The sequence below is a fragment of the Psychrobacter sp. P11F6 genome (assembly GCF_001435295.1).
Lineage (GTDB): Bacteria > Pseudomonadota > Gammaproteobacteria > Pseudomonadales > Moraxellaceae > Psychrobacter.
In genome coordinates this window covers 3,204,274-3,217,876 of sequence record NZ_CM003594.1, presented here as the reverse complement: position 1 = coordinate 3,217,876, position 13,603 = coordinate 3,204,274, and the positions used below count along the sequence as shown (strand labels likewise).

The window sequence follows — 13,603 nt, the reverse complement described above, 5'->3', positions numbered from 1 at the left end:
TCGCAGTTTTGATTGTGTTTTGATCGTAAGGAGTTAAATATGGCAACGTTACAATGTCGCGTCGTAAGTGCTCGTGAAGAGTTGTATTCAGGCGAAATTAGCATGTTAATAGCTACTGGTACCGAAGGCGAGATTGGTGTATTGCCAGGTCACACACCGCTTATTACTTTGTTAAAACCGGGTGCGATGCGAGTGCAAACACCAAACGGTGAAGAAGAAGTGATTTATGTATCAGGCGGTGTTTTAGAAGTACAGCCGAAGATGGTTACCGTATTGGCTGATACAGCGATGCGTGCACATAACCTTGATGAAAGCAAAATTGTCGAAGCACGTAAAAAGGCTGAGCAAATGCTGGTTAATCAATCGGATACTGTACAAACTAATGCAGCTTTAGCATCATTAGCAGAGTCTGTGGCACAGCTACAGACTATCCGTAAGTACAAAAACCGCGCTTAATTTTTTGTGGAAAATTTTAGAGTTTCCTTTTGACTCTTACCACAGATATAAAAAAACAGTCCATCATGGGCTGTTTTTTTATGTTTATTATTTAATATTCTATGCTTGTTGATCGAGGATAAATACACGATTTATGATGCAATTTCGATCTCGACAGTCAGTTTTTTAAATATGAGTGTTAACTAATTATACATACATGAACTATGCATTTACTAATTATGTATCGAATAATAATAGGCAGTACGGGAATAGTAGATGAAAAAGTCACTGGCAGCAAAGGTGATATGTCGCTATATTAGACGTAACAGGAATACAAGTATCGGTATCAATCAAGTATCCTATCACTGTGCGCTGCATTAAGATTGGCTACTTATAGAAATTCAGGTGAGGAAAGGGTCGTAAAAAAACATTTCACTTGCTATTATTTGTATAAAGCTCATAATTTTTGGACGTAAACTAAAGTTTTAATGGGTGTAGTTTATAGGTTTTGTTAACGACTATAAGCTATAGTATAGGAAGCTGTATGTTTAATAGTATACTGTGCTACCAAGTTTGTAACAGCTATACCAACATCAATTGTGCCACTTAATGGTGCTATTAATTTTACCGCTCTTACTTTTACTGCTTTTAAATGAGATGTATTAGAGGATATAACAATGACAACGAATGAAGAAGACAACACCCCCCGAATTTTGATTGTTGAGGATGATGAGCGTCTGGCCATGTTGACTCAAGATTACTTGGTCAAAAATGGTTTAGAAGTCGCTATCGAAACCGATGGTAATCGTGCTATTCGTCGCATCGTCAGTGAACAACCAGATTTGGTCGTACTTGATGTCATGCTTCCTGGTAGCGATGGACTGACGGTATGTCGTGAAGTACGCCCGCATTATCAGAATCCTATTTTGATGCTGACTGCGCGTACTGAAGATATGGATCAGGTACTGGGTCTTGAGATGGGTGCGGATGATTATGTCGCTAAACCTGCTCAGCCACGTGTCTTGCTAGCACGTATTCGTGCGTTATTACGTCGCTCAGAAAATGCCCCATCAGAAGATGTACCACAGCGCCTAGAATTTGGTGAACTGGTCATCGACAATGGCGGTCGTTCAGTGAATTTAGGTGATGAGTTGGTTGATTTCACCAGTGCTGAATATGACTTATTATGGTTGCTTGCTTCTAATGCAGGTCGAATTCTTTCGCGTGAAGATATCTTTGAGCGTCTACGTGGTATTGAATATGACGGTCAAGATCGTTCAATTGACGTTCGTATCTCACGCATTCGTCCAAAAATCGGTGATGATCCAGAAAATCCAAAACGTATCAAAACCGTTCGTAGTAAAGGGTATTTATTCGTTAAAGAAGGCAACTAAGTCAATTTTGCTCTGGCAACGGCTTATTGCTCATTAGCGTGACCAAAGAAACCAGCAACTAGGCTGGTTTTTTTTGTGGCTAAATTTTAATTTTTGAACTTAAATACAGCGTTATGTGGTTTAATTAAGCAATTATTGTGGGTGCTGCCTAAATATACATGAGGTAAATGGATTTTAGGTGATGCTCAGTTATAAATTAAAATACAGCAGCCAGAATGGTTTTTTATTCAACAGTGTTTGATATCATTTATCACGCAGCGCTTGTTTGCTGAATGATGTCGGCAGTTTTTATTCATTAAGTTGGTTACGGCACGTATGTCATTAGTCTCTTCTTTAAAACACAGTATCTTTGTTCGTATTTATGCTGGGCTACTCATAGTCTGTTTGTGTGTGGCATTGTTTGCTCAACTGTTGATGGATACCATCAACAAAGAGCGCGTCCAATCCTACCGTGAAAACATGGCAACAGGGGCTTTTCATCTGGTGAGTGAAGGTATTGCTCATCAGGAAAGTGAAGAGCAGCGTGAATATTGGTTGTCTGATGCCAGTAGTTTATTTGGCTCAGAATTCAAAGTTTTGCCTATTGATGAAGTAGACTTTAATGCCAGTGAACTGCGGCGTTTTGAAAATGGCAATACGGTCGTTCGTTATACCGAGCAACCTGTCTATGCCGATGTGTACTATCGTCTACCGGACAATCAAAGCGTTTTGACCGCCAGAATATCGCAAGTGACTGAGCAGCAAGTACGGGCAATCGCTGTGTTTTTATTAGATGATTTGTCTTACTATGTGACGTTATCTGACAAGCGTGCCCGTTTGGCTGAGCTGGAAAAAAAGTTTTCCTTTCCTTTAGAGTTTAAAGCCGTCAATACACTGGATTTGGATACCGATCAGCTTGCACGATTACGCCGAGATGAAGTGGTTATTTCCTTACAAGATACCAATAGCAGTAAAAGTAATTCGGCTATTAGAGTAGTGGTGCCTTCTGAAATCAATGACATGGCGATATTGATTGGTCCGGTGCCATTATTCAATTGGTTTCCACTTAATCTGATTATTAGTATGATTCTTATCAGCATGTTTTTGATCAGCTTAGGCGTGTATGCGTTGATTTTTCCACTTGAGCGTAAATTGCAGTTGATTCAGGTTGGCGTCAATGAAGTGAGTAAAGGTAATCTTGAAAGTCAAGTTCAAGTCATTGGGCAGGATGAAATTGCCCGTTTAGCCGCGACTTTTAATGCCATGACCTCGCATATCAAGCGCCTTATTGAGTCGCAGCGAGAATTAACGCGAGCGGTATCACATGAGCTGCGTACACCGGTGGCTCGTATCCGTTTTGCCGTTGATATGTTGGCTGATACGGATGACGAAGACTCGCGTTTTATGCAGCGTGATTTTATTGATGAAGATATCGAAGCGCTTAATGGTTTGATTGATGAGATTTTGACTTATGCTAAGCTCGAAGAAGGCTCACCAAAACTGGATTTAGAACCAGTCAATCTTAGAGAGCTATTGGAGCAGATTGAGCGTGAAACCAATGCCTTGGGCAAGCCTATCAAAATAGTAACCAAGCTGCCGAATGCTAAAGTAACCGCTGTCGCAGATAGGCGTTATTTACACCGTGTGATTCAGAATCTGGCGGGCAATGCCTTACGTTATGCAGAGACCACGATTATCATTAGTGCTGGCGTCAGAAAGGGTAATGCTTTTGTTAGTGTTGAGGACGATGGTCATGGTATTCCAGAAGCAGATCGCGAAAAGGTCTTTATTCCATTTTCACGTTTAGATGACAGTCGTACACGCGCCTCAGGCGGCTATGGTTTAGGCTTGTCTATTGTATCGCGCATTGCCTTTTGGTTTAATGGTAGTATGAAAGTCGATGAGAGCCGAGAGCTTGGCGGTGCACGATTTGTCATGACGTGGCCTATCAAGCCACTGACACAAATTTTGGCTGCTGATGAACTGACGCAAGAAAAAAGCGAGCGTGGGTTTGAAGATAAATAATGCCACTGCACAGAATTGTCGTTATTTTTTAGTATAAAAATAGCGGTATCAATTAAGCAGTGTGTGACAAATAAACTTGCTCAATTTCTAAGGAGTGTTCTCAATTTCATGTTTAGAATGAATACACACCTTAGATAGAATTGTCGGTTAATTTTTATTATTAACGGTTTAAAGATAGCTTTAAATCAGAGGAGGGCAAAGGATGCCATATTTATTTGGTGGTTTGGTGGTATTAAATGCAATAACGTTGGGCTACTACTTATTTTTGCAGCAGCCATCGACGACGCAAACGTTAACAGCAGCGCAAGAAAATATTACTCAGCCATTAGCGTTTACGAATAGCGCCAAATATATTCCACCTATCATTGGAAACAAAGACTAGATGCTATACCTATACAACTAAATAGTCGCAGCGAATCGTTTTGAGCATCTATTAGCTTTAGTGATGAACAGTTCAGCGGCTATCAGTCTTCTTTGTTCCCTGTCTTGTCATTAAAGATAGGCGTTTTTTGTGTATCGGCTGCCATGGTTGTATCTCCAGCAACCTTGGAAAGTAGGGGAATACGCACACACACTTGTAAACCTCCGTCGGGATGGTTAATGGCTTCTACCGTCCCATGATGCAATCTGGCAATACGATCGACAATCGCTAGACCTAAACCACTGCCTTGTGTGGTACGTGCTGTCTCTCCGCGTTCAAAAGGCTGCATAATACGTTCTAACTGATCTTCTGCAACGCCATCACCACAGTCACGCACACATATCAGCAATTGTTCTTGCGCCTCTCTATTGACGACATTTTCACTGACGACATCGCTATCTTCCTCTTCAATGGTTTCTATAAAAGTTGGCACAACAGTCGCTGATAGGTAAATGGGCGGTTTGCCATAACGCTTGGCATTATTGACCAGATTGATCACAAGGCGTTTGATAGACATGGGGCGCACAGGAACCACTTTGTGACACTCTGATTGATAGATGAACTCCATTGGTGCAAATTGCACCATGATCTCATTAAAGATAGTATCCAAATTGGTTAGGCTGACTGGCTCATCGGAGCCATCTTTCATAAAGGAGATAAACTGCTCTAAAATGGCATCCATGTCTTCAATATCATAAATTAATCCCTCTCGGAAAAAGTCATCAGGTAGCATCTCAGCAGTCAAACGCATACGAGTTAAGGGTGTTCGCAGATCATGCGAGATACCAGCGAGCATAATTGTACGCTCTTTTTGTGCTTGATTTAACGTCGTGAATAGACGATTGAATGCCATGTTGACCTGACGTATCTCCGTAGGTCCTTTTTGTGTTGGCAACGTAGTGGCATGACCGAGCCGAATATAATTGGTCGCAGCACGCTGTAAATATCGTAGCGGACGATTTAATTGCCGCGCCAGTAGAATAATGGTCAGCAGCGATAAAATAGGCAATCCAATGAGGAATAACACCAATAATGCTGGACTATATTGCGAATAATAAACCACGGGTTCACGAATCCAAAAGCTGTCATCACGGCTGTCTTGCACCCAAAGCTGCGGTGTCGGTTTGAATTTAAAATAAACCTCAACAGGTCGACCCAATTGCGCACCGATTTCGCGTTGTAATACATCAGTAAAGACGCCGACAAAGGCCTTATCAGACACTGCTGGAAAGTCATTAGGGTTATTCACTACCACGACATGCGAGTGTTGATAAATCCATTGGCGTACTTCAGGACGATTTTTCCAGTCTTTGTTGACACTATTCATCAACTGCAGCTCGCTCGTCAAGTAACGCGCATGGTTTTTAAGCTCGGGTAAATATAGACTGCGCCAAAAAAACAGAATCGACAAGCTGACACTGATAAGAACAATGAAAGAGACCATCAAGGTTGTCAGCCAAGTGTTGGAGTAAGAGCGCGTAAACCGCCCTTTGCGACGTGGTTGCGATTTTGGTGTGGTCATATGGATCCAACATATTAAAAGATGCTTTATTGAGTTTAGTGTAAAAATGGTGCTTTTTTATGTCGTTCAAAAACAACATGCCATACTTATGAGTAGCGTAATAGCTAATATTCTTGAGCGATGGCGCAATTCGGTAGGCGATAGCATCATTCACTCGCTGACTATGTTATAGAGTAGCATAATCAATGAATGACACGGATGGCTTTAAAACAGTAGGCAACAATTGAATACTCAAATTTGCACTAATATAGTACTGAGTAATATAGCACCGAATAACACAGCGCTGAATAATACAGCAACGAGCCACTTGGACATGATGTAGAGGCAGTATCTTCAGTTAAAAATCAGTGGTAATGATCAATTGTATTTTACATCGATGGGCATTTAAGCTATTGTTAATAAATAATTAAATAAGCGCAGTTTATGTTTTCAATAAATCAAGACTGTGATATAATTATGCCCTTTTTGGTATACCTGCGAAAGAGAGAATTCACATGGTTGTTATTCGTTTAGCACGGGGCGGTGCCAAGAAACGCCCATTTTATCAAGTAGTTGTTGCTGATCAACGCCGCGCGCGTGACGGTCGCTATATTGAAAACATCGGCTTTTTTAACCCACTCGCTAAAGAGTCTGAAGAAGCAGTACGCCTAAATATGGAAGCGTACAATGCGTGGATCGCAAAAGGTGCACAACCTTCAGATCGCGTTGCTTCATTGGTAAAAGCTTTCAACAAGTCTGTCGCGCAAACTGAAGCAACTGCTTAAGTTCTGTGGTCACTGAGACGCTGATAGCATGTCTATAAGCAGTCTCGATAGACTTTAGTAAAAAAACATAGCGTAACTGGTCTAACTAGGTACGCCATTAACTGTTTATCGCTTTTAACTGCGTTTATCGTTTTTAATTGCTTTTTATTTTATTTATCTTCGCTGTGTTCATCATTGTTAGGTTAGCCGTTATGTCCTCTGCTCCAAACGCTAGTGCCCTTATGAAAATTGGTCAGCTCAAAAAGCCTTATGGCATCAAAGGTTGGCTTTGGGTATTTAGTGAGACAGATGATCGTACGGCGATATTTGACATTAAACCTTGGTGGATGAAAACTGCTACCGGCATGAAACCTTTAACCGTTAAGGCTTGGCGTGAGCAAGGCACAGGAATTGTGGCTCAGTTTGAGCAGATTCCTGATCGCAATGTTGCTGAGACTATGAACGGGGTAACTCTTTGGGTCGAGCAAGACATCTTGCCAGAGCCCGCTGAAGATGAATATTACTGGTCGGATTTGGTCAGCCTGCGCGTTGTAAATGAGCAGGATGAGTATCTAGGCGACATTACTGAGATGTTTGAGACTGGCGCTCACGCTATTATGCGGGTTGCGGCAAACTCAGACAGCTTAGATGCCGATGAGCGCCTGATTCCATGGCACAAGCAAACTGTAGTACAGGTCAGTCTGACTGAAAAAACAGTGCTGGTGGCATGGCCGAGTGATTATTGATAATAATTTTAACTTTGCGGTTAAGCTTTATCAGTAATAACACCGATTTATTTAGCCAATATTAGCCACTGCGCAAGTAGATACCTAATGTATTTTGCCGTTATTAGTATTTTCCCTGAGATGTTTGCCACGATTCGTGAATTTGGAATCACGGGTCGAGCAGTCACTCAGAAACAAGTGACGATTGAATGCATTAATCCGCGTGATTTTACCAGTGATAATTATCGCCGTATTGATGAACGTCCGTATGGTGGCGGTCCTGGCATGGTGATGATGGCTGAGCCATTATCCCAAGCGATTGAGGATGCGCGCTTGCGAGCAAGTCAGCATGGCTGCCGTGTCGACAAAGCGTACTGCCCGGTGATTTATATGTCGCCACAAGGACAGACGCTGAGTGAGAGTAGTGTGGTCGATATGACTGAGTATGACGGCATGATTATATTATGTGGTCGTTACGAAGGCATTGATGAGCGCCTACTATCGCAATATGTTGACATGGAAATATCGCTTGGTGATTACGTACTTACCGGTGGTGAGCTACCAGCAATGGTGCTAATGGATAGTGTGATACGTCGTCTGCCTGATATTATGGGTGATGATAAGTCAGCTGAGCAAGACTCGTTCGTCGATGGCTTGCTTGATTGTCCACATTATACTAAGCCGCATGAGTTTGCGGGTATGGCAGTGCCTGAAGTGTTACTTTCAGGTCACCATGCCAATATTGCGAAGTGGCGCTTTAGTCAGCAAGTCGAACGTACGCAAGCGCGTCGTCCAGACTTATGGCAAGCGTTTACGCCAACGGTAGAGCAAGCAAAGTGGCTAAAAGCATTGGCAAAAGCAGATAAAAAACAGCGTTGATAGCGGCTAAAAAGATAAACAGTTAAGCAACAGAATTTTGAGCAACAACAAAACGAGTCATAGCATAATGGCCGTTTGTCATAACCCACTTACGTTGTGTCTCATTAAAAAGATACGATCCATTATTACAAACAGGTGATATGCGTCAAGCCTCTATTATCTAATGTGAGGAGATAACTCTCATGAGCAACAAGCATCCATTGGTTCAGGTCATCGAAAATGCTCAATTGATTGAGCGCCCAAGCTTTGCACCCGGCGATACCGTTGTGGTTCAAGTAAAAGTACGTGAAGGTGAGCGTGAGCGTTTACAGGCTTTTGAAGGCGTTGTAATTGCTAAACGTAACCGCGGTTTAAACTCAGCGTTTACCGTACGTAAAATCTCAAGCGGTGTTGGCGTTGAGCGTGCATTCCAATTGCATTCACCAATCATCGATAGCATCGAAGTGAAACGCCGTGGCGCTGTTCGCCGTGCGAAACTATACTACTTACGTGAGCGCTCTGGTAAATCAGCACGTATCCGCGAGAAGCTTGCTCCGCGTGCACCTAAAGCTGTTAAGCCAAAAGCTAACGCTTAGATTATATCCAGTATCTGCTTTTAAGCATTGTGCTTAATATCGCTTTATTGCTGAACCGTCTATTATGCGATTCGGCAATAGAATAGTGAAAAGCCAGATACAAGCCCTTATTCATAGGTTTATCATATAAATAAGCGGGTAGTACCAAAAAAGACAAAACCCCAATCTGTGCGTATGCCAGATTGGGGTTTTTGTTTCTGTCATTTTAATTAATGCGCTTTAATTAATATGCTTTAAATCACAAATCTAGAGAACTGTTTTAAAAATTGCCTTTAAAGTTCTAACCATCGAGATTTTCGATACGGCTATTTTGGTCTTTAGATTTGCTGTACTTACGCAAGCGTATATAGAGCGTTTTAGTGACGGTAGCGATAATTTTTTGTTGATCATCGACGATATCTGCTTGGTATTCCCGAAATACTGGCTCGCCTTCTTTTGCTAATTCCTGAATCGTGGTGATTTCATTGCTAGGAATTTTTAGGCGTGCAGTGACTTTGCTATTACCAGGGGCAATAAACTCAATATGTGAGCTTTTGTCCCAGACTACGTAACTGCTGCCCAGTTGGTGCATCAGCATTATCATATAGAATGGGTCCACCATCGAATACAGGCTGCCGCCAAACTGAGTGCCTACGATGTTTTTGTTCAGCGTATTCAGCCCCATACTTACCACACACAAACCTTGATCGAGATTGAGGTGATCGATTCTGATACCAGCGCCTACGTACGGTGCATAAGTGTTGATACGCAGCTTCAGTAGGTGAGGTGTCAATAACGGCATGATACTTTGTTTGGCTCTGCGTTTTAGCGTCTCAAAATTGGTAGGTAGCAAACTCATAAATTCGTCCTATTGCTTCTTTTATATTTTCTAGTGATACCGTTTGAGTCAAATTTTTTAGTGTACTTCTATCAAAGAGCAGTCACGAAAGGGCATTTATCATAAGTAAAAAATATCAAAACCGCTAGGCTTAAAGCGTAACTGACATGGATTTTCTATGGTTACTTAAAAGTTATAATAAACTATTTATTATAGCTATCTTTAATATTTAGTTATGTGATAACAAATATCTAGATACAGATAATTATTAAGAAAAAGGTCATTTATTCTGATTTAAAGCCTATATTAAGTGTATTTTTTCCTCATGGTTTTCTATTAAGTTCAATTTTGTATTAAATGGAAACTTTAATTTATATATTATAATGGTGTATGGACTTTTTTAGTGATTCTAAGTTCGCATTTCGAGTTCTCATGTCATACAATGGCTTGCAATTTTTAATGGACGCTCTAGTCACATTAAATTTCACTATCAAATTATCAGTTAAATAAAGCCTCAGTCGACATAAGGAAATGTGATGAGTAACACTCAGATCCCTTCTTCAGGGTCTAATCAGCAGTCATCAAATCCATCTAATTACGACAGCGAGCCATCAGGTAGCTACCTTGATTTACACAAACCAAGCGCAAGCTTTGACAGTCGTGACGCTTATCTAAATCATGAATTACAAATCATGCAGCCAAAACGCTGGCATCCCAATTTGCCGTTTCGTGATTATCGCTTTGAGTATGAAGATACTATTCCTGCAATGGCGGCAACGATTGGTAAAGTGGTTATGGTGGGTGCGATTGCTGCAACATTTGCAGGTCCACTTGGTTTGGGCGATGCGTTCGTTTTAGAAAACGTTCGTTATGAGCTATTAATCGTTTCATTCTTTATCATCTTATTTTCAGGATTTCTACTCCCGACAGCCAACCTTGCAGGTACTCACGGCCCCCTTATTCCGCTTATTCCTATCGTCGTTGCTGCTGGTGGTCACCCGATGGCCTTTGGTTTACTTATCGGTGCCTTCGGATTGCTATTGGCAATCAGTAAAGGGGGCAGTCTGCTGGCAAACTTGACCAGTAAAGGCGTGTGCGGTGGCCTCTTGATTTACTTAGGGTTTATCGGTACCACCTCACAGGTCAAAAACCTCTTTGCTTGGGCAGAAGGTATTGGCATGTCGCATATTGCCTTTTTCATTATTTTGGCCACTATACTGCTATATGCATTACTTGAGCATTGGCAAAAACGCTGGCTTGCGGTTCCGCTAAGCTGTGTACTAGGTGGTGGTCTCGCTTTTGCATTGGGTGCGCCCTTTGAGTTCAAAACTGCACCAGGCTTACCAAATATGAATCCAATGTATTGGTGGGGAGAAAACACCGGTTGGATGTTAGGATTACCGACGGTTGAAAGCTTTATTGTCGTACTGCCGTTTGCTATTTTGGCGGTTGCGATGTGGTCACCAGATTTTTTAGGCCATCAGGTCTTTCAAAAAATCAGCTATCCTAAACGTACTGAAAAGGTACTCATGGATATCGATGACACAATGACCAGCGCATCGTTTCGTCAGGTCGTCGGCTCTGTATTGGGCGGCGCGAACTTTGCGTCATCGTGGGGCACCTATATTGTCCCAGCAGCGATTGCCAAACGTCCGATTCCTGCTGGTGCCTTATTGACGGCATTGTTTTGTATTATCGCAGGGGTTTGGGGCTATCCAATGGATTTGGCTATTTGGCAGCCAGTGATGTGTGTGGCCTTGATCGTTGGGGTGTTTATTCCACTGCTTGAAGCTGGTATGGAGATGACGCGCGAAGGTAAAACCACGCAGTCTGCTGCGATTGTGGTGTTTGCTTCTGCACTGGTGAATCCTGCATTTGGTTGGTCACTCACGTTGTTGCTCGATAACTTGGGCTTGATTGGCTCGAAAGAACGCAGCGCCAATTTGACTAAAATGAGCCGCTGGATCATACCGGGTATTATGTTTGTGGTATTGACAGGTGTGATGGCTATTGTCGGTATGCTACCGGGTATTCCGGCATTGATGGCAAACTTCCGTCATTAATAACATCTTACTTACCCACGAAAAAGTCAGCCTCGGTGCTGGCTTTTTTATGGGTGATGCTATGATAATAATTGGCTTGTAAAACAATGACTCACGCCCCATAACTAGCAGTATTATAAGACTTTTAAGAGCAATAAATTCTATGGTCAATGTCTCAGAATCGAGTCCCATCGATGACAAGAAAGCCCGTCTTAAGCATTTAATTCAGCGCCTGCCAAATTTGCCAGGGGTCTATAAAATGCTGGGTAAAAATGGCGATATCTTATATGTCGGTAAAGCCAAGTCACTCAAGAGCCGTGTGAACAGCTACTTTGCTAAAACCATTGACCATCCAAAAACACGGGCGCTAGTGGCACGGATACATAATATTGAAACCATTATTACCCGTAGTGAGACCGAAGCGTTATTGCTCGAGCAAAACTTGATTAAAGAATATCGTCCGCCTTATAACGTACTGTTGCGCGATGATAAATCCTATCTCTATGTGTTTATTTCAGCGGATAAGCCTTACCCGCGATTGGCTTATGGTCGCGGTAAAGGCAATCACCAAAAAGGTCGCTTTTTTGGTCCTTTTCCCTCTGCTCATGCCGCCAAAGAGACACTGGTGCTGATGCAGAAAATGTTTCAAATGCGCCAATGTACCAATACTTTTTTTAAGCAACGTAAGCGTCCTTGTCTTGAGTATCAGATTAAGCGCTGCCGTGCGCCCTGCGTGGGCTTGGTATCGGCCGAAGAATATGCAGAAGATGTCAATAATACCATTCGTTTCCTAAAAGGCGACTCTAGCGATATTCATAGTGCTTTGATTGAAAAAATGGAAGCTTCTGCTGAAGAATTAGACTTTGAAAAGGCAGTGTTTTATCGCGATCAGTTGTCTATGCTGCGTGAAGTACAAGCCAAGCAAGCCGTTTATACTGTACAAGGTGAGGCAGATGTGATTGCCATTGCCAGTCAGGCAGGCATGACATGCGTCAACGTACTGACCGTACGTGGTGGTCGTGTACTGGGTGGTAAAAACTACTTCCCTGACGTTGATAGTAGCGAGCCACTTGCTGATAATTTATCTGCCTTTATTACTTCATTTTATTTTCAGGTGACGGATGACTTGCCACCCGAAATCATGTTGAGTCATGAATTACCGGATCAGGTGGCGGTCAGTGAAGCATTGGCGAGCCATTTTGGTAGTAAAGTCGTGATCAAAACCAGTGTCCGTGAACACCGTGCTGAATGGTTAGATTTAGCCAAACTCAATACCAATAATGCGCTAAAAACCAAGCTGGGTGACTATTTAGAGTTGCATGCGCGCTTTGGTGCGCTAAAAGACGTCTTAGCGGACGTCACTGATAGAACCATTGATCGCATAGAGTGTTTTGATATCTCCCATACGATGGGCGAGGCGACCATTGGTAGCTGCGTAGTATTTGACCAAGGTGGCTCGCGTCGCCGTGATTATCGCCAATATGCGATTCATGACATTGTCGGTGGTGATGATTATGCCGCAATGAAACAAGTGCTGACACGGCGCTATAAAAAGCAGCCATTGCCTGATTTGTTGCTGATTGATGGTGGTAAAGGGCAGCTTGGCATCGCTAAAAAAGTGCTAACCGAGCTGGGTATTCTTGGTGATACTTTGCTGATTAGCGTGGCAAAAGGCGAAGGACGTAAGGCTGGGCTTGAAGTGCTACATTTTATCGATCATGAGCCACTTGATTTGCCGATGGATAGCAAGGCGCTGCATTTATTGATGCATATTCGCGATGAGGCGCATCGTTTTGCGATTACGGCGCACCGTAAGAAACGCGACAAGCGCCGTTCATCGTCAGTATTAGAGGTGATTCCGGGGCTGGGTGAAAAGCGCCGTCGTGATTTGCTCAATCATTTTGGCGGATTGCAACAATTGCTCGGTGCATCGCAGCAAGAATTGGCAGGCGTGCAAGGGATTGGGCCAGTGCTTGCAAAAACGGTTTATAAAGTATTGCACGAGTAGGCATTTACATTCTACCTATCTGTCTAAATTTTTAGTAG

General features: G+C 42.5%; 12 protein-coding genes. 10 read left to right on the top strand and 2 right to left on the bottom strand.

Features of this window, described 5'->3' with window-relative positions; translation table 11 throughout:
* Positions 1–39: 39 nt before the first annotated feature.
* The 4 genes from AK822_RS13310 (at position 40) to AK822_RS13295 (ending at position 4,215) form a co-directional block, all read left to right on the top strand.
* Positions 40–456 carry a F0F1 ATP synthase subunit epsilon gene (locus AK822_RS13310; RefSeq protein ID WP_021812807.1) on the top strand — a complete coding sequence of 139 codons (417 nt, stop codon included), beginning with the start codon at positions 40–42 and terminating at the stop codon, positions 454–456.
* 656 nt (positions 457–1,112) lie between these two features.
* Complete coding sequence (locus AK822_RS13305) at positions 1,113–1,829, top strand: response regulator (protein WP_045445894.1); 717 nt, start codon at positions 1,113–1,115, stop codon at positions 1,827–1,829.
* Between the two features lie 315 nt (positions 1,830–2,144).
* Positions 2,145–3,833 (top strand): ATP-binding protein, encoded by a 1,689-nt coding sequence (locus tag AK822_RS13300; protein ID WP_045445985.1) that lies wholly within the window; start codon positions 2,145–2,147, stop codon positions 3,831–3,833.
* A 202-nt stretch (positions 3,834–4,035) separates the two neighbouring features.
* Entirely contained in the window at positions 4,036–4,215 is a 180-nt protein-coding gene (locus AK822_RS13295) for a hypothetical protein (protein WP_045445897.1), read from the top strand.
* A gap of 82 nt (positions 4,216–4,297) precedes the next feature.
* Here AK822_RS13295 and AK822_RS13290 read toward each other — a convergent pair whose 3' ends face one another.
* Positions 4,298–5,776: an ATP-binding protein gene (locus tag AK822_RS13290; protein WP_060491973.1), complete on the bottom strand. Its 1,479-nt coding sequence runs from the start codon at positions 5,774–5,776 to the stop codon at positions 4,298–4,300.
* Between the two features lie 494 nt (positions 5,777–6,270).
* Here AK822_RS13290 and rpsP point away from each other — a divergent pair, with 494 nt between their 5' ends.
* The 4 genes from rpsP (at position 6,271) to rplS (ending at position 8,698) form a co-directional block, all read left to right on the top strand.
* Positions 6,271–6,540: a 30S ribosomal protein S16 gene (gene rpsP / locus AK822_RS13285; RefSeq protein WP_045452431.1), complete on the top strand. Its 270-nt coding sequence runs from the start codon at positions 6,271–6,273 to the stop codon at positions 6,538–6,540.
* A gap of 191 nt (positions 6,541–6,731) precedes the next feature.
* The gene (rimM, locus tag AK822_RS13280) at positions 6,732–7,265 is read left to right on the top strand and encodes a ribosome maturation factor RimM (protein WP_045445903.1); all 534 of its coding nucleotides are present in this window, start codon (positions 6,732–6,734) and stop codon (positions 7,263–7,265) included.
* Between the two features lie 87 nt (positions 7,266–7,352).
* A complete protein-coding gene (gene trmD, locus AK822_RS13275) occupies positions 7,353–8,123 on the top strand; it encodes a tRNA (guanosine(37)-N1)-methyltransferase TrmD (RefSeq protein WP_060491972.1) in 771 nt (256 codons plus the stop codon).
* 182 nt (positions 8,124–8,305) lie between these two features.
* The gene (gene rplS, locus AK822_RS13270) at positions 8,306–8,698 is read left to right on the top strand and encodes a 50S ribosomal protein L19 (protein WP_045445905.1); all 393 of its coding nucleotides are present in this window, start codon (positions 8,306–8,308) and stop codon (positions 8,696–8,698) included.
* A 280-nt stretch (positions 8,699–8,978) separates the two neighbouring features.
* On the opposite strand, the gene AK822_RS13265 is transcribed toward rplS, so the two are convergent.
* On the bottom strand, positions 8,979–9,536 hold the full coding sequence (locus tag AK822_RS13265) for a DUF4442 domain-containing protein (RefSeq protein WP_087945656.1): 558 nt from the start codon (positions 9,534–9,536) through the stop codon (positions 8,979–8,981).
* A 515-nt stretch (positions 9,537–10,051) separates the two neighbouring features.
* Here AK822_RS13265 and AK822_RS13260 point away from each other — a divergent pair.
* Positions 10,052–11,578: a DUF3360 family protein gene (locus tag AK822_RS13260; protein ID WP_060491971.1), complete on the top strand. Its 1,527-nt coding sequence runs from the start codon at positions 10,052–10,054 to the stop codon at positions 11,576–11,578.
* Between the two features lie 142 nt (positions 11,579–11,720).
* On the top strand, positions 11,721–13,565 hold the full coding sequence (gene uvrC / locus AK822_RS13255) for an excinuclease ABC subunit UvrC (RefSeq protein WP_060491970.1): 1,845 nt from the start codon (positions 11,721–11,723) through the stop codon (positions 13,563–13,565).
* The last annotated feature ends 38 nt before the right edge of the window (positions 13,566–13,603 follow it).